At 67.5% G+C, this 22,009-nt stretch carries 21 protein-coding genes; 7 read left to right on the forward strand and 14 right to left on the reverse strand.

Translation table 11 applies throughout. The annotated features are described in order from the left end of the window. The first annotated feature begins 2 nt into the window (after positions 1-2). Positions 3-608, forward strand: a complete 606-nt coding sequence (gene yczE / locus ACW171_RS15500) for a membrane protein YczE (RefSeq protein WP_492094539.1) — start codon at positions 3-5, stop codon at positions 606-608. Here the strand turns inward: yczE and ACW171_RS15505 are convergent. After that, complete coding sequence (locus ACW171_RS15505; protein WP_492094541.1) at positions 601-1,335, reverse strand: hypothetical protein; 735 nt, start codon at positions 1,333-1,335, stop codon at positions 601-603. The genes yczE and ACW171_RS15505 overlap by 8 nt on opposite strands. Before the next feature lie 84 nt (positions 1,336-1,419). Next, the gene (locus ACW171_RS15510; protein WP_492094543.1) at positions 1,420-3,051 is read right to left on the reverse strand and encodes a peptide chain release factor 3; all 1,632 of its coding nucleotides are present in this window, start codon (positions 3,049-3,051) and stop codon (positions 1,420-1,422) included. A gap of 181 nt (positions 3,052-3,232) precedes the next feature. On the opposite strand from ACW171_RS15510, the gene ACW171_RS15515 reads away from it, so the two are divergent. Next, on the forward strand, positions 3,233-3,394 hold the full coding sequence (locus ACW171_RS15515; protein ID WP_492094544.1) for a hypothetical protein: 162 nt from the start codon (positions 3,233-3,235) through the stop codon (positions 3,392-3,394). Between the two features lie 4 nt (positions 3,395-3,398). Here the strand turns inward: ACW171_RS15515 and ACW171_RS15520 are convergent, their stop codons facing one another. The 3 genes from ACW171_RS15520 to ACW171_RS15530 form a co-directional block, all read right to left on the reverse strand. Further along, positions 3,399-5,042: a DUF1570 domain-containing protein gene (locus ACW171_RS15520; protein ID WP_492094545.1), complete on the reverse strand. Its 1,644-nt coding sequence runs from the start codon at positions 5,040-5,042 to the stop codon at positions 3,399-3,401. Between the two features lie 69 nt (positions 5,043-5,111). After that, positions 5,112-5,492, reverse strand: a complete 381-nt coding sequence (locus tag ACW171_RS15525) for a hypothetical protein (protein ID WP_492094547.1) — start codon at positions 5,490-5,492, stop codon at positions 5,112-5,114. 113 nt (positions 5,493-5,605) lie between these two features. After that, the gene (locus ACW171_RS15530) at positions 5,606-5,932 is read right to left on the reverse strand and encodes a DUF1491 family protein (RefSeq protein WP_492094549.1); all 327 of its coding nucleotides are present in this window, start codon (positions 5,930-5,932) and stop codon (positions 5,606-5,608) included. Positions 5,933-5,987: 55 nt separating this feature from the next. Between ACW171_RS15530 and ACW171_RS15535 the strand changes: the two genes are divergently transcribed. Continuing rightward, positions 5,988-6,860, forward strand: a complete 873-nt coding sequence (locus tag ACW171_RS15535; protein ID WP_492094551.1) for a hypothetical protein — start codon at positions 5,988-5,990, stop codon at positions 6,858-6,860. 14 nt (positions 6,861-6,874) lie between these two features. On the opposite strand, the gene ACW171_RS15540 is transcribed toward ACW171_RS15535, so the two are convergent. Further along, complete coding sequence (locus ACW171_RS15540; protein WP_492094552.1) at positions 6,875-8,581, reverse strand: sensor histidine kinase; 1,707 nt, start codon at positions 8,579-8,581, stop codon at positions 6,875-6,877. A 193-nt stretch (positions 8,582-8,774) separates the two neighbouring features. Between ACW171_RS15540 and ACW171_RS15545 the strand changes: the two genes are divergently transcribed. Further along, positions 8,775-9,203, forward strand: coding sequence for a SufE family protein (locus ACW171_RS15545; RefSeq protein WP_492096651.1), 429 nt, complete (start codon positions 8,775-8,777; stop codon positions 9,201-9,203). Between the two features lie 36 nt (positions 9,204-9,239). Here the strand turns inward: ACW171_RS15545 and ACW171_RS15550 are convergent, their stop codons facing one another. Together ACW171_RS15550 and ACW171_RS15555 are read right to left on the reverse strand one after the other, a co-directional pair. Beyond that, positions 9,240-9,992 carry a DUF6456 domain-containing protein gene (locus ACW171_RS15550; RefSeq protein WP_492094554.1) on the reverse strand — a complete coding sequence of 251 codons (753 nt, stop codon included), beginning with the start codon at positions 9,990-9,992 and terminating at the stop codon, positions 9,240-9,242. After that, a complete protein-coding gene (locus ACW171_RS15555) occupies positions 9,989-10,354 on the reverse strand; it encodes a chromosomal replication initiator DnaA (protein WP_492094556.1) in 366 nt (121 codons plus the stop codon). Before ACW171_RS15555 ends, ACW171_RS15550 begins: the two co-directional genes overlap by 4 nt. A gap of 344 nt (positions 10,355-10,698) precedes the next feature. On the opposite strand from ACW171_RS15555, the gene ctrA reads away from it, so the two are divergent. Next, entirely contained in the window at positions 10,699-11,412 is a 714-nt protein-coding gene (ctrA, locus tag ACW171_RS15560; RefSeq protein WP_492094558.1) for a response regulator transcription factor CtrA, read from the forward strand. 74 nt (positions 11,413-11,486) lie between these two features. On the opposite strand, the gene ACW171_RS15565 is transcribed toward ctrA, so the two are convergent. The 5 genes from ACW171_RS15565 to ACW171_RS15585 all read right to left on the reverse strand — a co-directional run bounded on the left by ACW171_RS15565 (position 11,487) and on the right by ACW171_RS15585 (position 16,667). Further along, entirely contained in the window at positions 11,487-12,626 is a 1,140-nt protein-coding gene (locus tag ACW171_RS15565) for an endo-1,4-beta-xylanase (RefSeq protein ID WP_492094560.1), read from the reverse strand. 99 nt (positions 12,627-12,725) lie between these two features. Beyond that, positions 12,726-13,136 (reverse strand): flagellar export protein FliJ, encoded by a 411-nt coding sequence (locus ACW171_RS15570; RefSeq protein ID WP_492094562.1) that lies wholly within the window; start codon positions 13,134-13,136, stop codon positions 12,726-12,728. A 25-nt stretch (positions 13,137-13,161) separates the two neighbouring features. Next, positions 13,162-14,502 (reverse strand): flagellar protein export ATPase FliI, encoded by a 1,341-nt coding sequence (fliI, locus tag ACW171_RS15575; RefSeq protein ID WP_492094564.1) that lies wholly within the window; start codon positions 14,500-14,502, stop codon positions 13,162-13,164. A gap of 49 nt (positions 14,503-14,551) precedes the next feature. Next, positions 14,552-15,700 (reverse strand): acetyltransferase domain-containing protein, encoded by a 1,149-nt coding sequence (locus ACW171_RS15580; protein WP_492094566.1) that lies wholly within the window; start codon positions 15,698-15,700, stop codon positions 14,552-14,554. Positions 15,701-15,743: 43 nt separating this feature from the next. After that, positions 15,744-16,667: an EamA family transporter gene (locus ACW171_RS15585; protein WP_492094568.1), complete on the reverse strand. Its 924-nt coding sequence runs from the start codon at positions 16,665-16,667 to the stop codon at positions 15,744-15,746. A gap of 84 nt (positions 16,668-16,751) precedes the next feature. Between ACW171_RS15585 and ACW171_RS15590 the strand changes: the two genes are divergently transcribed. Both ACW171_RS15590 and ACW171_RS15595 read left to right on the forward strand, forming a co-directional pair. Continuing rightward, positions 16,752-17,234 (forward strand): Lrp/AsnC family transcriptional regulator, encoded by a 483-nt coding sequence (locus ACW171_RS15590; protein WP_492094570.1) that lies wholly within the window; start codon positions 16,752-16,754, stop codon positions 17,232-17,234. 351 nt (positions 17,235-17,585) lie between these two features. After that, on the forward strand, positions 17,586-19,052 hold the full coding sequence (locus tag ACW171_RS15595) for a methyl-accepting chemotaxis protein (RefSeq protein ID WP_492094572.1): 1,467 nt from the start codon (positions 17,586-17,588) through the stop codon (positions 19,050-19,052). On the opposite strand, the gene ACW171_RS15600 is transcribed toward ACW171_RS15595, so the two are convergent. Beyond that, on the reverse strand, positions 19,049-21,973 hold the full coding sequence (locus ACW171_RS15600) for an ATP-binding protein (protein ID WP_492094574.1): 2,925 nt from the start codon (positions 21,971-21,973) through the stop codon (positions 19,049-19,051). The genes ACW171_RS15595 and ACW171_RS15600 overlap by 4 nt on opposite strands. Positions 21,974-22,009: the final 36 nt, after the last annotated feature.

The following is a 22,009-nucleotide window of genomic DNA, read 5'->3' on the forward strand; positions in this document are numbered from 1 at the left end:
TCATGTTCATCCGTCGCTTCATCCAGCTCCAGATCGGCCTGCTTCTGTATGGCATGTCGCTGGCCCTCATGGTCCGCGCCGACCTCGGCCTGAATCCGTGGAGCGTCTTCCATCAGGGTCTGTCGGAGATGACGGGGCTCAGCCTCGGGCTGATCGTCAATATCGTCGGGGCGCTGGTGCTGTTGCTGTGGATCCCGATCCGCCAGAAGCCCGGCGTGGGGACGATCTGCAACGTGCTGGTCATCGGTACGGCGGCGGATGTCAGCCTGCATTTCCTGCCGGGGATCCATGGACTGCCGCTGCAGATCGGGTTCCTGGTCGCGGCCATCCTGCTGAACGGCGCGGCGACGGGAGCCTATATCGGCGCAGGACTGGGGCCGGGACCGCGGGACGGGCTGACGACCGGCGGCGTGCGCCTGACCGGCTGGGAGGTCCGCTGGGTGCGGATGGCGATCGAGGGGCTGGTCTTGGCGTTCGGATGGATGCTGGGCGGGACGATCGGGGTGGGCACAGTGGCCTACGCCCTGTCGAACGGGCCACTGCTGCAATTCTTCCTGCCGATGTTCGAAATCCGGCCAGCGACGGCGCCGGTGCCCGCGATCAGCTAGCGTCCGACGTGCCGAAGCGGGCGTTTTCGGGGACGTCCTCGAGGCGGCAGAAGTTCCAGAGGTCGTCCTCGGCCGTATCGACATCGTCGCCGAGCCGGGCCTGACGCTTGATCTGATCCGTGCCGAGCACGTCGTAGGTGACGTTGTAGGCGCCCGCGTCGCCGCCGCGCTCGGTCTTGCAGCGCTGTTCCTCGCCCCAGCTGTTGGGGCCGGTCTGGAGGAACTGGCCGGGGTCGCAGCCGCCGAAGTCGATGGTGAAGGATGTCGGCGTCAGGAAGGCCAGATCGCCTTCGCCGGGCCAGACCTGATCGCAGTCCTTGTCGCCCCGGACGTAGTAGCCGAGCGTCATCGGGATCGGGGCGGGCTCGGTCTCGCCGGGAGCCAAGGTGACGCCGGCAGGCTGCTCGGCGGTCTCTACTGCGTCCTCGCTGGTGTCACCCAGCAGATCTTCGAGAGTGCGATCGGCGGCCGAGGTCTGAGGGCGCGTCGTCTGCGGTCGGGCTGGCTGCGCGCGCGTCGTCTGAGGACGCTCCACGGCGCTCAGCGGAGGCTGGGCGTTGGCGCGAGGCGTCAGGGTCGACTGGGCCGGAGCGGTGTTCAACGACCGGGTCGTCGCCGAGCCCGAGCCTGAGCCTGAGCTTTGCTGGGCAGAGGCCGCGCTTGTCAGCAACAGGGCGCCCGCCGCCAGGGCGAGGGTCGTTCCGCAAGTCTTTGCTCGTTCGATCATGTCGTCCCTTCGATCACGCATGAACGACAGAACGATGGCGAAAGGCCGAGGTTCAGACGGGAAACGACTGATGGTACGCGACGCCTAGCCGCGTTCCTTGGTCTTGGTGAAGGCGACCTTGGGGAAGCGCTCCATGACGTAGCCGGTCTCCCAGCTCGACTTGGCCAGGAAGACCGGGGCCTGGTCGATGTCGCGGGCCATCTGTCCGCGGTATTTGGACATGAAGTCCTCGACGTCGGCCTTGTCCCCATCGATCCAGCGGGCCTCTGCATAGGGACTGTGCTCGAAGATAACGTCGAGACCGTATTCCTCGCCGAGACGGTCGGCCATGACCTCGAACTGCAGCTGGCCCACGGCCCCGACGATGAAGTCCGCGCCGATCTCGGGGCGGAACAACTGGGTCACGCCTTCCTCGGCCAGGCCGTCGAGAGCCTTCTTCAGGTGCTTGGCCTTGAGCGGATCCTTGACCCGGACGCGCTGCAGGATTTCCGGGGCGAAGTTGGGCAGGCCGGCGAAACGGATCAGGCCGCTCTCGGAAAGGCTGTCGCCGACGCGCAGCACGCCGTGGTTGGGAATGCCGATCACGTCACCGGCGAAGGCGTCGTCGGCCAGTTCGCGGTCACTGGCGAAGAACATGATGGGAGCGTTCACCGACAGCTGCTTGCCGGTGTTCTGGACCTTCAGCTTCATGCCGCGCTTGAAGCTGCCCGAGGCCATGCGGAACATCGCGATCCGGTCGCGGTGGTTGGGGTCCATGTTGGCCTGAACCTTGAAGACGAAGCCGGTGACCTCGCTGGAGCCCGGGTCGACCGTCAGTTCGACGGGGGCTGGGGCGTTGCGCGTCTCGGGCGGCGCTTCCTTCCTGGCCGGCATTGTGTTGGGCGGCGGCGCCCATTCGCCGATGGCGGCCAGAAGCTCGTCGATGCCGAAGTGGCGCAGGGCCGAGCCCCACAGGACGGGAGTCATATGGCCTTCCAGGAAGGACTGGCGATCGAAAGCCGGGTAGCCGCCCTCGACCAGTTCCTGGGCGTCCATCAGGGCCTGAAGCTCGCCCGCCTCGAAATACTCGCCGGCCTCGGCCAGGGGCAGGGCGGCCGGATGGGGGACGTCGTCCTTCGAACCGGCGGGCTTCTTGGCATAGGGCTGGAATTTGCCGGTGCCCATCTCGACCATGCCGCGCAGGCGGTTGCCGCTCTCGGCCGGCCACCAGATCGGCGAGGGATCGAGCTGGAGGCGCGAGGCGATCTCGTCCAGCAGGGCCATGGGGTCCTGGGCCTCGCGGTCCAGCTTGTTGATGAAGGTGATGATCGGGATGTCGCGCAGGCGGCAGACCTCGAACAGCTTCAGCGTCTGCGGCTCGATGCCCTTGGCGGCGTCCAGCACCATGATGGCGCAGTCGGCAGCGGTTAGGGTGCGATAGGTGTCTTCCGAGAAGTCCTCGTGCCCAGGCGTATCGAGGAGGTTGAACATCTTGCCTTCGTGCTCGAACGTCATGACCGAGGCGGAGACGGAGATGCCGCGCTCCTTCTCGATCTTCATCCAGTCGGACTGGGTGCGCCGGTTCTCGCCGCGCGCGCGCACCGCGCCAGCTGCGCGGATGGCCCCGCCGGACAAGAGGATATGTTCCGTCAGCGTCGTCTTGCCGGCGTCGGGGTGGGCGATGATGGCGAAGGTCCGGCGGCGGCCGGCCTCCTCGGCGAGGGTCAGTTTGGACATGCGGCCGGGGAGGTAGCGCGCGGGGCCGCCAAAGTCACGCAGCCCGGCTTTGAGGGCGCTCTCGAAGAAGTGTCGATAGGACCCGCAAAATCCCCTCGCCAAGAAGGGGCTTTGGAGTCATCCTCCCTTGGTGAGACGTTCCGGACACGAGCCGGACGCCGCAGGGAAGAAGGAAACGGTTATGGCCTTGCTGGATTCTGCCCACCACATCGCGTCCCATCGGGCGCCTGCGAAACGCTTCACGGAACGCGAGTTTCACCCCGCGATCTGTCTGGCGGCGGGCTTCGGCGTGATCTTCGGGGCAGCCGCCCTGGTGCATGTGGTGTTCAACGTCCTGACGTAGGACTTCAGGAACCCTCAGGCTCCTCACCGGCGTCGTCGCTTTCCGGCGGCGCTGCGGACGTGTCCGGCATCAGACCGGCATTGACGCGTGCCCGATTGAGAAGGGTGCGAACCGTGGCGTTGTTGCTGCCGCCATGCGGATCGTTGGCGATCGGCTCGAGCAGTTCGATTGCCTGTTGATTGACCCCCGCCTGAACCAGGGCCTGAGCCGCCCGATAACGTGTCGCCCGAACCTGGGGGGCGTATTCCTCTGCCGCCAGCAGGGTGTTCAGGTCGTTGTCGTTGGGGTAGCCGGCCTGCCCCTGTCGGCTGTCATCGAGGGCCAGGTAGGTGCGAAAATCCTCCGGGTCCGCCTGGAGCGAGCGGCCCAGAAGACGCCGAGCGTCGCGCAGGTGAGCCGCCCGTTCCTCATCGGACGCATCCTCCGCCTTGGCCCGTTCCAGCACGGCCATGCCGGCCAGGCGCAAGCCCTCGGCATTGGTTGAACTCTCGGCCGTCAGGGGCTCAAGCGCCGTGGTCGCCGCCGCCCACTCGCCGGCCGCCATCTCGGCCTTGGCCAGGACCAATGCGGCCATCGGGTCGCCCGCGTGGCGCGCGGCGGTCGCTCGGGCGAGAGCGATGCCCTCGAGGAAGTCCGCGCGGGCCTCGGCAAGGTTTTCGGCGCGCTCGGCGGTCTGCTCTGCGGTCTCGCCCTCACGCGCTTCGATCGGGTCGGGATTTCGCAGGCGCGACGCGCTGCCGAGCGACCGGTCCATGCGCAGACCCAGCCAGATCAGGTCGTCGGCGCCCGAGCCGAGGCGCTCGATCGCGACCTCGGCCTCGGGGATGGGCTGTTGGAGGGTGTAGACGGTGATCAGGTAGAGGTAGCTGCGGACGTCGAGCTGCAACTGCTGCGGCGTGCGCCCTGTCGCCTCGGTCATGGCCGCGACCGACTCCGTACCCCCGAGCACGAGCTGGAGATAGCGGCGCAGCATCTGCTGCCGCTCCGGCGTGCTCATCATGTAGTTCATCAGAAGCCAGGACTGGGCGTAGAAGCCGTAGCCCTGTTGCCCGCGCAACTGGCCCACGGACCGGCCGAGCAGGACATCCATCGGCACCCAGGTGTTGACGGCCCCGCGCAGCGAGTTGACCCGGCCGCGGCTCTCGATCCCCACACGGATGCGGCCCGGCGTCAGGTCCGCGGTCGAATAGTATTCGGCAAACCCCTCGACGAACCACGCCGGATAGGCCCCCGGCAGATGCACCAGCATGAAGTGGTGGCCGTATTCGTGAAACAGGGTCTTGTCGCCCTCCGACTTCTGGAGGTCTACGACGGCGTAAACATGCTCGGGGCTGGGGCTGTAGAAGCCCGCGATGCCTGAGCTGATACTGGGCGAGATGCGGCGCATGTCGGCACCGCCCTGGGCCAGATAGATCTCCAGCTTGGGCGCCTCGTGCTCGTTCGCGATGGGGTAGTAGAGGCGCAGGACCGCGTTGAAGCGCTCGACCTTGCGGACATAGGAGCGCAGGTCGCCTTCGCTGACGTCGCCGTAGACGATGAAATGCTCGCTCTCGGCCCGCAGCCATTCTGCATGGGCGGGAAAAGCGGCGCTGAGAGACAGAGCGGCGACGGCGCCGAGCAGGGTCGGCTTCAGACGGCGGAACAACATGACGCGGGTCTCCGGAACAACCCCGTCAGCCTATCGTCCCATTCACTCGTCCTACAAGCTTGGCGCGTGTCAGGCGGCCATACGTCCCCAGACGGCGCGGTCGGCGGCGACGGCGTCCAGCTTGCCTTTGCGGCCGCGCGTCATCAGCTGGGCGAGGACCGCATCGGGCAGGGCGCAGAACTGGGGTTCGACCAGGGCTGGGTCGCAGTCGGTCTCGGGTGCGGCGAACAGGGCGGCGTTCACTTCCGGCGAGCGGTCGTGGATCAGCCAGGCCAGGCGACGGGCGCGCTCCGGGTCGTTCCGGTGCATCATCGGGTCCTCGGCGAACAGCTCGCAACCGAGTTCCATCAGGTAGTCGAAGCCCAGCTTCTCGAACCGGCGCGCATCCGCCGACGTGACCGGGGAGGCCTCGTTCAGGTCGAAGACGACGTCGTTCATGAGAAACAGCATGCGGGGCACTCGCCTGACGCCGACGCTTCTCGCCGACATCCCGAACCTAGGCCCGGCCCGCTTGCGGTTCCGTTCCCGAACGTCGTTAAGGATTTGCGACCAGCGGGGTCAGCTCAGTCCTGCACCTTCTCGGTGATGAAATGCCGCCCCTGGCGGTCTTCGATCTCCACCACCCAGAGGTCGGGATCGTAGCCGCGCTGGCGTTCGATATAGGCGTCCAACTCGCTCTCGGTCCCGGTCACCGGCTGAATCCAGAGACGTTCTCCTTCATTGCCGAACGCTTCGCTGTAGAGCTGGGCCGTCCGTTGGGAGGTGTTGTAGGCCTTCACGATCACGGTCCCGGCGCGCGTGTCGCCCTTTTTCACGACGGTCGCGCTGGCGCCCTCGATCTGGGCGCGGCGGATCAGGGCACCGACCCACAGGTCTGAGTTCAGAAGCAAATCGGTAACCCTGCTCGGAAACGGGACCGGAACGACGTCGCGTTACGGTGAGGGCATGAGGATAGGCCTTTCGACCCGCACCGCCAGAGCCATCGCCGCCGCTGTCCTGATGGCGACGACGCCGGCGGCCGCCTTCGCCGACGGCACGGGCACCTACTATGACCGAACCTTCGTCCTGGCCGCGCACCAGAAATGCAGCCTGTTCCGAGCGCCTGTCGCCGGGGCGTTGTCGGCTGCGGCGCTTCAGTCGCGAGGCGCGGCCCTGCGCGCCGGAACGGCCGAGACCGCGCTTCAGGCCACGGCCGCCCGCGCCCGGACGCGGGCCCGTCAGGTGTCCTGCGCCAATCCCGAACTGGCTGTGGTGCGCGACCGGGTGGCCAACGCCTTTGCCGGCTGGCAGCGCATCCCGCGTATGGACTTCAACGGCGACAGCGCCAAATGGACCGCCGATCGCGTGCCTCGAGAAGGCGCCACCTGGCGTCTGGTTCAGACCTCGGTCACCGGGGCCTCGCCGGTGCGCTTCGGCATAGACGCCTCGGCGACGGGGCGTGAGAGCCTGTCGGCGGTGGTGTCCTTCGTCGGGCGTCCGCGTCCCTATGCGGCGCGGATGGTCATGCGCGATCCGGCCCTGGCCGCCCGCCCCTGGCTTACGGCCGCCGGGCGTGCCGTACTGCCGCCCCAGCGCGTCCGCCAGCAGGTCTGGTCGGCCGGGACCACCGCCGCTCCGGCGACCTTGCTGGCTTCGGGCCAGACGCAGGGTGAGACCTGGACCTTCCCAGCCTCGGGCGGAGACCGCCTGTCCCGCCTCGACCCGCGCGAGCCCTTCCTGATCGAGTTCCTGTTCCGCGACGGCAGCGTGGCGACCGCGACGTTTGAAGCGGGGGACTTCGGGGCGGCCCGGGCCTTCGTGGCGCTGGGGACGGTTTAGGACCGCACCAGGTCTCAACCTCCTGCGTTGAAGGGAATCACCTCCGCGCCACCCTCGGGCGCCGGGGCGCGAAGGGCGACCGCGACCGGCATCCGCACCGTCACGGCCGTGCCTTCGCCCAGGGTCGAGTCCAGGCTCATCCGACCGCCGTGCAGTTCAGCCAGAGACCGGACGAGCGACAGGCCCAGACCCGTTCCCTGAACCTTCTGCTCCACCGCGCCGGCCTGTTCGAACGGGCGGCCGAGGCGCTTCAGGTCCTTCGCGGCGATGCCGACGCCGGTGTCGGACACGACGAGCTCCAGATACGGACCGATGACGTCGAGTGTCAGGGTCACGGAGCCGCCAGCGGGCGTGAACTTGATGGCGTTTGACAACAGGTTGAGCGTGACCTGCTTCAGCGCGCGGCGGTCGGCATCGACGATCAGGGGCTCGTCGGGGACCAGGCTGGACAGGCCCACGCCCTTGTCGTTGGCGGTGACGCGGACGAGGGCGACGGCGGCGGAGACGACCTCGCGCGCATCGAAGGTCTCGCGCGACAGTTCGTAGCGTTCGGCCTCGATCTTGGACACGTCCAGCACGTCGTTGATCAGGTCCAGCAAGTGGCCGCCGGCCTCATGGATGCTGTCGGCGTAGTCGGCGTATTTCTGGGGCAGGGGGCCGAAGATCCGCTGGCGCATGATGTCGGAGAAGCCGAGCACGGCGTTCAGCGGCGTGCGCAACTCATGGGACATGTTGGCGAGGAAGCGGGTCTTGCCGCTGTCACGGGCCTCGGCCTCGGCGCGGGCGGCTTCGAGACCGATCTCGGTGGCGAACTGGCGGGTGGCGTCGAAGGCCTGGGCGATGACGCGGGGGGCGCCGTCGCCGTCCTCCATCCTGCGGATGATGAGGTTGACCCGGCGGTCGAGCGCCACGCGGGGCGCGAACTGGACCTGGCCTTCGTGACCGGCGAGGGCGCGATCGATGGCGGTCAGGATGCCGGGGCGATCGGGCGCGTGGACGGCGGCGATCAGGCCGGACTGGAACAGGGCCTCGGGATCTAGGGCGGGCGGCGGCGAGCCGTAGGCGGCCAGCACCCGACCACTGGGTTCGAGCACGAGGGTGAGGCCGGGCTGGGCGGCCAGAAGCGTCTCGACCCTGCGCGTCATGGCCTCGGCGGCGTTGAGCTTGTTCTCGCGCAGACGCCAGGCCAGCCGAACGGCCAGGACGGCGGCGACCATGACGAGGAGGACGGAGAGCGAGGCGGCCAGGGGCTGTTCCGCTGGCGGGCCGATCAGGAGGGCCGAAAGCTGACCGCCGAGCGCGGCGATGCCCGCCCCGACCGAACCGGCCTGGGCCAGTCGGACGCCGTGGCGGGGACCGCCGAGGGCCAGGGCCGCCACGAAAGGCATGATCACATAGCCGACCAGGGGACCGGCGAGGCCGCCCGACAGCATGGCCGCCGCCAAGGCCGCCAAGGTCCAGACCACGAGAACCAGCGACCGCTCGCCCGTCCCGTCGCGCCGCAACAGGCCCAGCCCCACGAGGCCGGGCGCCGCCATGGCAGCCGCGCCGAAGATCGCCGAACCTCCGAGCCAGCCGAGGGTCGCGCCCGCCAGGGTCGAGACCGCCGCGCCCACGGCCCAGGCCGCATGCCAGGCCGCCAGGGCAGACAGACCTTCGGCCGTCGACGCGCGTGCGCGCGGCGGAGAGGCGTCCGGGTCGGGGTTGGCGACAGGGTTCAAACAGGTGTCCAGGCGGCCGGGTGCGAGGCGTTGGGAGAGGAGGAGGCGCCGCCGACCGGCGAGATTAGCGTTCCGCATGAGTCGTCTAAAGCCCGCTCCCGCAGGAGGCGACTCGGTCAAGGGGATTCGCGAGCCGTGACTGGGGATGGACGGCGTGGTTGTCGTTAACCGGCGGGCGGCCTATCTGGCGGCCATGACCGAACCGGCCGACACCATCGACGCGACCCTGGAGGAACTGGCCGAGGATTTCGAGGTGCTGGAGGACTGGGAACAGCGGATCGCCTATGTCATCGACCTGGGCAAGGACCTCGAACCCCTGCCGGAGGCCGATCGAACCGAGACCAACAAGGTGCCGGGCTGTGCGGCGCAGGTCTGGCTGGCGTCATCGCGCGACGGCGACCGGCTGAGGTTCCGGGCCGACAGCGACAGCGCCATCTCGAAGGGCAATGTGGCCCTGTTGCTGAAGCTCTATTCCGGCCGTCCCGCCGACCAGATCCTGGCCTTCGACGCCAAGGCGGCGCTGGATCGGCTGGGGTTGCCCCAGGCCCTGACGCGACAGAGGGCGAACGGGCTGAACAGCATGGTCGGCCGCATCCGGCAGGAGGCCCTGGCGGCGGGCTGACGGTCATCGGGCGTAATGTCCGGGGTGACGCAATTTTCAGGGTGACATTACGGACATTTCGGACACTTCGACTTCACCGATTCCGTAGTGGTTCGCCAGCATCCGCAGCCCGGCCTTGAGCACCGTCTTGCCCTGGCGACGAGCGACGCCGGTCTCGCGTTCGGCGAGTTGCAGGCTGGTTTCCCGCAGACAGACCTGTTCCAGCAGAGGGCGATAGCGCGGGTCGACGGCGGAGAGGGCCTGGGCCACGCGTCGTCCGGCGGCCAGGGCGCGGTCGCCCGGCTCGACCCGGGCAGACGATCCGCTGCCGCCCGTCCGGGGCAGGGCGTCCCAGCGCATGGTCAAGGACGGCCCGGACCGCGCCAGCTCGGCGTCGAGCCTGAGCCGTTCGGCCGCCGCGATATCCCTCCGACCGAGCCAGGGGCGACCCGTGGCATCCTTGCGGCGAGCCAGCCAGGCGATGGGGCTTTCCCCCAGATTGGCGTGGTGCAGGATCACGCCGCCGTCCGGCATCATGATGGCGCGCTCACCGACGATCCGGCCGGGCATGCCGGCGGCCGGCGATGCAGCCTCGGGGCCGGCTGTGCGCATGATCCAGCCCCCGCCGGGACGCGCCCGGAGGCCGGGCGCCTGCACAAGGCCGTGGAAGGTCGCCTCGCTCAACATCATCGTCGCACGGCCGCGCCGGTCCGCGCCGAGTCGAAGCGGATAGGTCCTGTCCGATCCCGCAGCATCGACCCAGCCGCCGCGTTCCAGCAGGCCCCGCGCCCGCGCGACCGGGCCGCTCATGCGACGTCCGGCAGATCTGTGACCGGCGGGGCGTCGCAGACGGCCTGGATGGTCCCGGCGAGTTGATCGAGCAGGTCGTTCAGATGAGGCTCGTCGCGCGCCTCCTCGATCCGGGTGCAGGCCGAGCCGACGGTCTGGCGGCTGATCCCGAAGGCGTGGGCGACACGTTCCAGGGTCCAGCCCAGAGCGACGTGAGCCAGATAAAGGGAAAGCCGGCGCACCCGCAGGGCCGAATAGGACAGTCGGCCCTGACGGGACACGGTCTCGACCGGCGTGCCCAGCCGCATGGCGACGATCTGGAGGACCAGGTCGGCGCGGTGCCGCTCCTCCGCCGGGACGATAATCCGATAGGGTCTGTTCAAGGCTTTCTCCCGATACCGATGCGCAACCGACCCCCATTGTAGGGCCAGTCAGAAGGACGTTAGGAAGATTATCCTTCTTAACGTCAGAATCGGTCGTATCTGCGGTTGTGGCGGGCCCGGGTGGGATTCAATCATGCCAAACATGGCCAGCCACGAGGGCGCGGCGCGAAATAATTCGAATCGTTGACTCATGGAGTCTCGACGCGATTCGCAAATCACCCCAGATTCGCCTTCATGGGGTGGCGTTAATACTTCTTAAGGGTTCGAGGAGTTAACTCTCGAACAAGGTTACCTAGCCGTGAGCGGCGGGTCATATGGTCTAGCTTTTGCCTGGAGGGGCATGAATGCGCGTTCTGCTTATCGAAGACGATCACGCGACGGCGCAAAGCATCGAGTTGATGCTGAAGTCCGAGGGCTTCAACGTCTACACGACGGACCTGGGCGAGGAAGGCATCGATCTTGGAAAGATCTATGACTACGACCTGATCCTGCTTGACCTGAACCTGCCCGACATGAGCGGCCTGGAAGTCCTGCGCCAGCTTCGCGTCGGCAAGGTCAACACGCCGGTGATGATCCTGTCTGGCTCGACCGAGATCGAGACCAAGGTCAAGACGTTCGGCGGCGGCGCCGACGACTACATGACCAAGCCCTTCCACAAGGACGAGCTGATCGCGCGCACCCACGCCGTGGTCCGTCGCTCCAAGGGTCACGCCCAGGCGATCATCCACACCGGCGAGATCGCCGTGAACCTGGATGGCAAGACGGTCGAGGTGCACGGTCACCGCGTCCACCTGACGGGCAAGGAATACCAGATGCTGGAGCTGCTCTCGCTCCGCAAGGGCACGACCCTGACCAAGGAAATGTTCCTGAACCACCTGTACGGCGGCATGGACGAGCCCGAGCTGAAGATCATCGACGTCTTCATCTGCAAGCTGCGCAAGAAGCTGGCGACGGCCGCCGGCGGCAAACATTACATCGAAACCGTCTGGGGCCGCGGCTATGTGCTGCGCGATCCGTCGGAAGTGTCGGCGCCCGCTCCGCAGAGCGCCGCCGCCTAAGCCTTCAGGGAAGAAACGGCCAGAAAATCAGCGCCCGCCGGGAAACCGGCGGGCGTTTCTCGTTCGTAAGCAGATCAGCCTGCGCGGATCGCCCCTGCCACGGCCTGGAACATCGGGTTCGCCCGCCCGGCGGCGTCGAACAGCAGGGGTGAGTCCTTGCCGTCGTCGCGAGCGTCTCGCCGCAGCCAGCTGTCGGTGTCGCGCAAGCCCCAGACAGTGAAGGCGAAGCGCTGGGCGGGCGGCAGGTCCATGAAGGCCGAGGTCAGTTCGGCGACGCGAGCGGTCTGTTGCTCGATCCTCTGGCGGGGCGAGCGCAGGTCGACACGGCCTTCGGAGCGCAGGGAGGCGTCGAGCTCGGAGACGTGGATCGGCAGGCCGAACTGGGCGGCCTCGCGGAAGAAGGTGGCGGTCTGGCCGGCGGGGATCTCGATGTCGAGATGAGACTGGGTGCCGATGCCGCCGATGGGGACGCCGGCCTTCAGCATCCGCTCGACCAGCCGCAGGAAGGTCGCGCCCTTGGTCGGCAGGTTCTCGAGATTGTAGTCGTTGAGGAACAGGACGGCGTCCGGGTCGGCCAGCTTCGCCTGTTCGAAGGCGCGGGCGATGTAGCCGTCCTGGCCCAGGGCCTCGGACCAGAGGCAGGTGCGCAGGCCGGCGCCGTCCTCGGCGACGGCCTCGTTGACCACGTCCCAGCCGGTGGCGCGGCCGCGATAACGCTGGGTGACGGTCTGGATGTAGCGGTCGTACTCGGTGCGGAAACGATCGCCGCTGAGCGAGCGGAAGAAGGCCGAGTCCTGCGAGTACCAGATCAGGGTCGTGCCGAAGAGGCGCAGGCCGTGGGTGGTGCAGAAGTCGGCGATCCGGTCGGGGGCGTCCCAGCGGTAGTCGCCGGTCTCCGACAGGATGTATTCCATCTTCATCTCCCACTCGGGCGTGAGCTGGGAGACGTGGGTGAGGGCCAGATCGACCCAGGCGGGGTCGTTGAACTGGCCGGTCATGGCCGATGTGCCGATGGGGAAGGGGGCGATGGACTTCAGCGGGGTCGCGGCGACAGCGGGCGCGGCGGCGGTGTTTCCGCAGGCCGCGAGGGCGAGGGAAGACGCGAGGACGGTGCGGCGGGAAAGGCCCTTCTCCCCTTGCGGGTGGAGGAGGAGCGCATCGCGATCCGACGACGGGTGGCAGCCGGAGGCTGACTGATGAGGGGGCTGTGTCATCGGATCGGCTCTCAACGGTTGGAACGGCGAGGCGGACGCAGCCCCCTCATCCGACCTCGCTTCGCTCGGCCACCTTCTCCCCCGAGTGGAGAAGGAAACTTAGGCGCTACGCCGACGCAGGCCCATCTCGTCGAAGGCGGCGGTTTCGCGCTTGCCGGCGGCGATGAGGGCGTTGAGGCGGGTCGTCTCGGCGACGTGCTCGAATTTCTTCAGTTCGGAATAGGCGCCGGTCAGGGCGTCGCGGGCGCCTTCTTCCTCGGCGTCGAGGGTGACGAGGTCGCTCTCGGCGGCGCCCTTCCTGGCCTTCCAGCCGGCCAGATAGGCCTGAAGTAGCATGCTGGCCTCAGTGTCGGCGCGGGCGCGCTCGCGTTCGACCTCGACCTCGGCGTCCAGGACGGCCAGACGCATTTCGGCGGAGACCTTGCGCGACGAGATTTCGGCCAGGCGTTTCTGCAGCGTCTCGACCTCGTAGTTCGAGATGCGGATCAGCGAGTGGGCCCAGGCGGTCATGCGTACTTACTCCGTTGGCCGTGCATCACTGCACCATGCCCTGGTTCAGGATTGCCTCCAGGCGGGTAAAGGAATCGGAAAGACGCGTGGCGTCGTCCTTGTCCTGACCCAGGAAGGCCTCCAGTGCGGGGTTGAGGGCGATGGCCCGGTCGGTGATCGGGTCGGCGCCCGCGCGATAGGCGCCGATCTTGATCAGTTCTTCCATCGAGGCGTAGGCGCTGAGGCACTGGCGGGCGCGCTTGTTCAGCTCGCGCTCGGGCGGGGTCTGGCAGGCGGGCATGGTGCGGCTGACGGATTTCAGCACGTCGATGGCGGGGAAGCGGCCGCGTTCGGCGATCTTGCGGTCCATGACGATGTGGCCGTCCAGGATACCGCGCACGGCGTCGGCGATCGGCTCGTCATGGTCGCCGCCGTCCACCAGCACGGTGAACAGGGCGGTGATGGGGCCCGCCGTGGTGCCGTCGGGGCGGACGGGACCCGGCCCTGCGCGCTCCAGAAGCTTGGGCAGTTCGGTGAAGACGGTGGGGGTGTAGCCCTTGGTGGTCGGCGGCTCGCCGGCGGCCAGGCCTATCTCGCGCTGGGCCATGGCGAAGCGGGTGACCGAGTCCATCAGGCACAGGACTTCGAGGTCCCGGTCGCGGAAATATTCGGCGATGGCCAGGGTCATGTAGGCCGACTGACGGCGCTTCAGGGCCGGCTCGTCGGAAGTGGCGACGACGACGACAGCGCGGCGGAGGCCTTCTTCGCCCAGGGTCTCCTCGATGAACTCGCGGACCTCACGGCCCCGTTCGCCGATCAGGCCGACGACGACCACGTCGCAGGTGGCCTGTTTGGCCAGCATGGACAGAAGGACCGACTTGCCGACGCCCGAGCCCGCGAAGATGCCGAGGCGCTGGCCACGGCAGGTGGTGGTGAAGACGTCCATCGAGCGGACGCCCAGATCGAGCCGTTCGCCGACCCGGCCGCGCGAATGGGCCGGGGGCGGAGAGGCGCGCAGGGTGTAGGGGGCGGGTCCTTGCGGCAGGGGACCCTTGCCGTCGATGGGCTGACCGAAGGCGTCGATGATGCGGCCGAGCCAGGCCTTGGTCGGGCGGACGCTGGCCTGTTCGCCGATGATGTGGATGTCGGCGCCGGGGGCCACGCCCTCGACCGGGCCGAAGGGCATCAGCAGAGCCTTGGAATCGCGGAAGCCGACGACTTCGGCGGGGAGGGGCGTCTGGCCCCGGCGGCCGATTTCGGCGCGGGCGCCGACGGCGAGGCGGGACAGGCCGCCGCGCGCCTCGATCAGCAGGCCGCTGACGCCCGCCACCTTGCCGGTGACGACCAGCGGATCGATCGCTTCGACGGCGGAGACGAGGTTCTGCATCGCGTTAACGAATGCGGCATCGTGGTTAACGCGCCATGAATCCCGGACGTCAGAGGTAGCTCAGGATGGGGTGCGGGCGGCGCGATTTCAGGGCGATAAAGGCCCTGCATGGCGCCCACAGCAGAGCGGCGCAAAGCAGGGCGACGACCCAGACCCAGCCCATGTTCGCCACGCTGAAATAGTCGCCCTGATTGGGCCCCCAGATCGCGAGGCCGAGGCGGTTGGCGATGCCGAGGACGAACAGGTGGAGGATGTAGAAGAAGAGGGGGGCACCGCCGAATACGGCCAGCAGATTGGTCAGGACGGCCGGTGCTCGCTCCAGCGCGACCAGCAGCAGGGTGCCGAGGCCGAGGGTCACCAGGAGAAAGTCGAGCGACGGCGGGTATTTGGTCACGTTCAGGAAGGACAGGACGGTGCGGACCCAGGTCTCGCCGACCTGCCACGGCACGGGCTCGCCGTAGCCGTTGAACGTGCGGATGACGGCGAACAGAACGAGCGCGCCGACGCCCGTGGCCAGCAGCGCCCGGGTCCGCGCGGCCTCGGTCGTCTGCGCCTCGAACCATGGTCCAGCCGCATAGCCGAGGGCGATCACGCCGATCCACGGCAACAGGGGATAGGAGGTGCGGATGTCCGCCCCCCATGGCAGGTCGATCAGGCCCCGGTCATGCAGAATGGCCCAGGGAATATAGGCCCATTGACCCGGCTGGACGCTGATCGGATCCAGCAGGTTGTGGCCGAAGATGATGACCAGGCCGATCGCCGCCAGCACGGGGCGCGGCAGGTGAAGCAGGACCGACAGGGCGATCATCGACACGCCGATGGCCCAGATGACCTGAAGGAAATACCGATCCGGCGTCGGATCGAAGCTCCAGGCCAGGCTGATGACCGTGACTTCAAGGAAGACCAGAAACAGGCCGCGCTTGAACAGGAACCCGGAGGCCGCCCGCGCTCCGCCGTTCTTCGCTCCGTACAGCCAGGCAGAAATGCCGGTCAGGACGATGAAGATCGGGGCGCACAGATGGGCCAGAAGACGCGACACGAAAAGCCAGGTCTCGGTGTCCAGAGGCATGGGGTCCGAGACCTGGGCGTGCATGAAGAAGGTCTCGCGCACATGGTCGACCATCATCAGCAGGATGACGAAGCCCCGGAGGGCGTCGATGGAGACGATACGGCGGCGGGTAGGCGGGGTCTCAGGCATGCGGCCTGATATGTAATAATATAACGGCACGCAACCCGCGGCGTCAGTTGGGATTGGGGACCGGGGCATCGGCCGGGGCGGGCGCCTCGTCCTGGTCGGTCGTCAGGATGGCGCCGACCGAGGCGATGACGATGCAGGCGATGGCCAGCCACTGCAGACTGTTGAGCTGTTCGTGCAGCAGGACCAGGCCGGCGACGGCGCCGATGGCAGGCTCTGCGGACAGAAGGACGCCGAAGGTGCGTTTGGGGATGTGACGCAGGGCGATCATCTCCAGCGAATAGGGCAGGGCGCTGGAGGCCAGGGCGACGCACAGACCGATGATCAGGACGGACGGCAGCAGCAGGTTCACGCCCGCCGTGGCCACGCCGAAGGGGATGATGACCAGGGCGGCCGTGCTCATGCCCAGCGCCACCGACTGGCCTGCGTGCATGTGCGACAGGCGTTTGCCGAAGACGATGTAGAGGGCCCAGAACAGACCGGCGGCGGCGGCGAAGGCCACACCAACGGGATCCAAGGCATGGGCGCCGCTCCAGATCGGCAGCAACATACCAAGGCCTGCGACCGCACAGCCGATCCAGACGAAATGAATGACTCGGCGGGCGTGGATCAGGGCGAGGACCAGCGGGCCCGAGAACTCGATAGCGATGGCCAGGCCCAGCGGAATGGTCCGCAGCGACATGTAGAAGCTGAGATTCATCAGGCCCAGCACCAGGCCGTAGAGCAGCACCCGCCCGGCGTCGGCGCGGGTCAGCCGGAACCGCCACGGCCTCCAGATCGCGACCAGCACCAGGGCGGAGAGGCCGACGCGCAGCGTTGAGGTCCCCTCTGCGCCGATCACGGGGAACAGTTGTTTGGCGTAGGAGGTACCGACCGCCAGGGACACCATGCCGACGAACAGGGCGAGATATGGCGTCGCCATGGCGAGGCTGGGCGAGGTCAGGGTGCGGCGGGGAGCGATCATCGACATCGGGAGACGATAGCCGTTCGGCGGTTGCGCTTCCCGGCGATTTCAGGCTGTGATTCGGCTGAAATCGTCACGGAGGTCGCTCATATGACGGAATTCGCTGCGCTCGATGCCTTCGATCACAAGCTGCTCGATCGTGTTCGACGCAATACCCTGGAACCGGCGCGGGTGACGGCGGAGGCCGTGGGTCTGTCGGAATCCGCCGTGCTGCGTCGGCTGCGTCGGCTGCGGGCCGAGAAGGTGATCGTCGCCGACGTGGCCATCGTCGATCCGGCTCGGGTCGACCCGCGCATCGTCCTGCATGTCCTGGTCGAGATGAACACCCAGGATCGCAAGGTGATGGGTGCCTTCCAGAACGCGATGCAGACGAGCCCCGAGGTGCAGGGCTGCTGGGACGTCACCGGCGAAACCGACTATCTGCTGACCGTCTCCGTCAGGTCGATGGCCGAGTATGAGGTCTTCGGCAGCCGCGAACTGGTCCCCGAGAAGGGGGTGAGAGCGTTCCGCAGCATGATCGTGATCCGCGAAGTCGTCGGGCACGACCCCGCGCGCGCGGTGCTGTCGCGCTGAATTCGGCGGTGTCGTCTGGCGAGGTGCGAGACGGTCGTCGGAGCACCCGTGGCCGACGTCGCGGCATTGCTCTGAGAAGCATTCGCAACGTATGCAGTATTCGCTAGATGCAGGGGATTTGGCCGATGTCGTCATAGGGCTTCTTGACTAGACCTGGTGAAATGAATGTTTCCGGTCTGAAAACGAGTATTTTCGTCTTGAGCCTAGCGGTCTCATTCGAGGGGCGAATGCATGACGACTGTTCGGACATAAGGAATTCTACCTATCGACTCACTTGGATTTGGGTAACGGTGTTTGGGTTTAATCCGCAACCGAGGGTGGTCGCATCAAGGCGGCCCAGGGACGAAGACTATGTTCGGACACCAGTCGCGGGCCGAGAGCCGCATTCAGACGCAGGCGCTTCAGGAACTGGAGGGCAAGATGGCCGCGATCGGGCGATCGCAGGCGGTGATCGAGTTCGCCCTGGACGGCACCATCCTGGATGCGAACGACAACTTCCTGGGCGCCATGGGCTATCGGATGGAGGACCTCCGGGGTGCCCATCACCGCCTGTTCATGAACCCGGCGGAGGCGGCGTCGCCGGATTACGCCCGGTTCTGGGCTGAACTGAACGAGGGCCGGTTCGCGGCGGGAAAGTTCCGCCGCATCACGAAAGACGGTCGTGAAATCTGGCTGCAGGCCTCGTACAATCCGGTCTTCGCCGACGGGCGTCCGGTTCGGGTCATCAAACTGGCCGTCGACATCACCGAGGCCGAACATCAGGCGGCGCGGAGCGAGACCGAGCGCGTAGAGGCGCAGCGCATTCAGACCGCCCTCGTCGACGCCCTGGCCGCCAGTCTTTCGAGCCTGTCAGGTGGCGACCTGACCACCTCGGTCATGATCGAACCCAATGACCCGAACGGCCGCATCAAGACGGACTACAACAAGGCGGTGGAAAGCCTGCAAGACGCGATTGGCCAGGTCGGTCTGGCGGTCTCGGGATTGCGCGGCGGGTCCGATGAAATCTCCGGCGCGTCCGACGACCTGTCGCGACGCACCGAGCAGCAGGCCGCCAGCCTGGAAGAGACCGCGGCGGCCCTGGACGAAATCACCGCCACGGTGCGCCGCAGTTCGGAGGGCGCGCGTCGAGCCGCCGAAGCCGCCGCCGGGGCTCGCGAGGAAGCCGAGCGTTCGAGTGAAGTCGTGCGCGGCGCCGTGGCCGCCATGGGCGATATCCAGAAGAGCTCCGCCCTGATCGGCGACATCATAGGCGTGATCGACGAGATAGCCTTCCAGACCAACCTGCTGGCCCTGAACGCCGGGGTCGAGGCGGCGCGCGCGGGCGAGTTCGGTCGCGGCTTCGCGGTCGTGGCCTCCGAGGTCCGCGCCCTGGCTCAGCGTTCGGCGGAGGCGGCCAAGGAGATCAAGTCCCTGATCACCTCATCGACCGCTCAGGTCGCCGCCGGCGTCCGGCTGGTGGATCAGACCGGCTCGACCTTGCAGGCCATCGTCGATCGCGTCGCCGATATCGACGGGCTGATCACCGAGATCGCCGCCTCGTCCCAGGAACAGGCGACCGGGCTTCAGCAGGTGAACACCGCCGTCAACCAGATGGATCAGGTGACCCAGCAGAACGCGGCCATGGTCGAGGAATCGACGGCGGCCGCAGCGAGCCTGAAGATGGAGGCCGAGCAACTGGCGGAACTGGTCGCCCGGTTCACGACGGGGGCCGCGGTCGCTCCCGCTCCGGCTGCCGCTCCCGTGCGCGAGCGGAGCCGGCTGCGGATGGTCGCCGGCGGTGGCCGGGCGGCGGTGTCCGACCAGTGGGAAGAGTTCTAGCCTTCGATCATGTCGTGGACCTTGGCGGCCAGGTCGCCCATGACGAAGGGCTTGGTCAGGACCTCCATTCCGGGCGCGAGCAAGCCGTTGCCGACGGCGGCATTTTCCGCATAGCCGGTGATGAAGAGGACCCTCAGATCGGGTCGTGACACTCGCGCGGCATCTGCGACCTGTCGCCCGTTCATGCCGCCCGGCAGGCCCACATCCGAGATCAGCAGATCGATGCGGCGCTCTGAGCGCAGAATCTCCAGGCCCGAGGGGCCGTCCGGCGCCTCGATGACGTTATAGCCCGCGTCGCCCAAGACCTCGGCGACGAGCATTCGGACGGTCTGTTCGTCGTCGATGATCAGAACGGTCTCGCCGTGGCCGCCCTCGGCGACCGCGATGACGCCGATATCCTCGTCGCCGTTCACGTCACCCTGATAGCGCGGCAGGTAAAGGCACATGGTCGTGCCCTTGCCGATCTCGGAATAGATCCGCACCTGACCGCCCGACTGGCGCACGAAGCCGTGGATCATGGACAGGCCGAGACCGGTCCCTTGGCCCAAAGGCTTGGTGGTGAAGAAGGGGTCGAAGGCCTGGGCCTGGACCTCGGGCGGCATGCCCGTGCCCGTGTCGGTGACGCAGAGGGACACGTACTGACCGGACGGCAGGTCTCGGGCCTTGGCCGCGCGGTCGTCGAGCCACTTGTTCGAGGTTTCGATCGTCAGCCGACCGCCGTCCGGGGCCATGGCGTCGCGAGCATTGATGCACAGGTTCAGCAGGGCGTTCTCGAGCTGCGATTGGTCGATCCTGGTGGCCCAAAGACCGCCGGCACCGACGACCTCGACCTCAATATCCGGCCCCACGGAGCGGCGGACCAGATCCTCCATGCCGTTGATCAGGCGGTTCACGTCGGTCGGTTTGGGGTCCAGCGTCTGGCGGCGGGAGAAGGCCAGGAGGCGCTGGGTCAGGGAGGCTGCGCGCTGGGCCGAGCCCTGGGCGGCGTCGATGTAGCGTTCCATCCCGTTCAGACGGCCTTCGGACAGGCGCTTGGACAGCAACTCCAGCGAGCCGGAGATGCCGGCCAGCAGGTTGTTGAAGTCGTGGGCGATGCCTCCGGTCAGCTGACCGACGGCCTCCATCTTCTGCGACTGGCGCAGGGCTTCGTGCGCGCGGGAGAGTTCGGCGGTGCGTTCGAGCACCCGCTCTTCGAGGGTGGCATTGAGAGCCTGGAGAGCCTCCTGGGTCCGGGCCCGTTCGATCGCGATCCGAACCCGGGCGGCGACCTCGCTCAGCAGATCGATATCGCTGTCCGACCAGTTGCGGGGCGCGACATTGTTGACGAACACGATGGCGACGACTGCGCCCTGTTCCTTCAACGGCATGTTGATGAAGGAGGCGACGCCGATCCCCGCCAAGGCCTCGGCGGTCTCCTGGGTGCGGGGGTCGGTTCTGGTGTCTGTGACGACGACGGTCTCGCCGCGCGCCAGGTCCTCGATGTAGGAGCCGAAGTCGCGGAACTTCAGTCGTCCGGCGATACTGGTCATGCCCGGCGCGTTGTAGTCGCGAGCGATATCGACCGTCTCCGCCTCGACATCCATGACGCCGTATCCGGCGCGGGTGACGTTCAAGGCGCGGGCGAGAATGGCCGAGGACGCCGCCGCGATTTCATCCGGGTCGGTCAGATCGCGCAGGGTGTCGTTCAGCTCGATCAGAGCCCCCTGTCGGCTTTCCTGCTGTTTGCGGTCCGTGATGTTGGTGAACAGGATGGCGACCCGGTGCGCGGCGGGATCGCCGATGCGCAGGGCCTCGACCGCGTACCAGCGTCCGAAGATGTCGGCCGGGTTCTCGAACCGCGCCGTCTCCCCCGTCAGGGCGACGCGGCCGTAGAGGTCGAACCAGTGCTGCTCCAGACCCGGCGCGATCTCCGACACCCATTTGCCGTTGACGCCATGGAGGCCGGTCATCTGCTCGAAGGCCGGGTTGCCCTCGACGATCATGTAGTCGACCGGCTTCAGGACCTCATCGAACTTCATCTGGACGATGCAGAAGCCGGTCGAGGTGGCGCCGAACAGGGCGTCGTAGCGGATTTCGGTCTCCGCCAGAGCCGCATCGGTCTCGCGCCGTTCAGTGATGTCGAAGGTCACGCCGGGGAAACGCAAAGTCCCGTCCGGTTCGACGACGATACGCCCCTCGGCCGCCACCCAGCGGATCTGGTCGTCGTCGCCGATCAGCCGATACTCGGACCGGAATGGCGAGCGATTCTGGATCGTGCGCCGAATCTCTTCCGCGACACGCGTCGTGTCGTCGGGATGCATGGCCTTGAAGAAGTCGGACAGGGGGGCGCCGGCGCGGGCGAGCGCGGGATCGACGCCGTACATCTCGGCGAACCGGGCGTCGGCGACGACCTGATCGGAGCCGATGTTCCAGTCCCAGGTGCCTACGCCGCGTCCGGCGGAAAGAGCCAGCTCAAGCCGTTGGTTGGTGGCCGCTCGCGCCCGGTCGGCCTCGATCCGGGCCGTGGTCTCGACGACGGTCGCGATGACGCCGCCGGGGCGTCCGCTCTCGTCCGGCACGGGCCAGTAGTCCAGATCCATCCAGACCTGCTCGGGCCGGCCGGAGCGATGCAGGGTCAACTCCTGGTCCTGGTAGGCCAGGGTGCCGCCGGCCATGCCGACCGTCATGACGTTGGCGTTGAAGTCGGCGACCTCTGGCCAGCCTTCGAGGACATTGGAGCCGAGAAGCTGAGGGTGGCGGCCCCCGGCGAAGACGGAATAGGCGTCGTTGTAGATCATCACACCGTGCTCGCCCCACAGCAGGACGATCGGAACGGGCGATGCAATCAGCAGCGAGACCGTCGTCCGCAGGCTCTGGGGCCAGGCTGCGATGGGGCCGAGCGGCGTGGAGGCCCAGTCATGGCCGCGAACGCGCTCGGCCATCTCTCCGGAGCCGCCGGGGAAGGCGGGGGCGGAACC

The sequence above is a fragment of the Brevundimonas sp. FV1ye28 genome, from assembly GCF_058681135.1.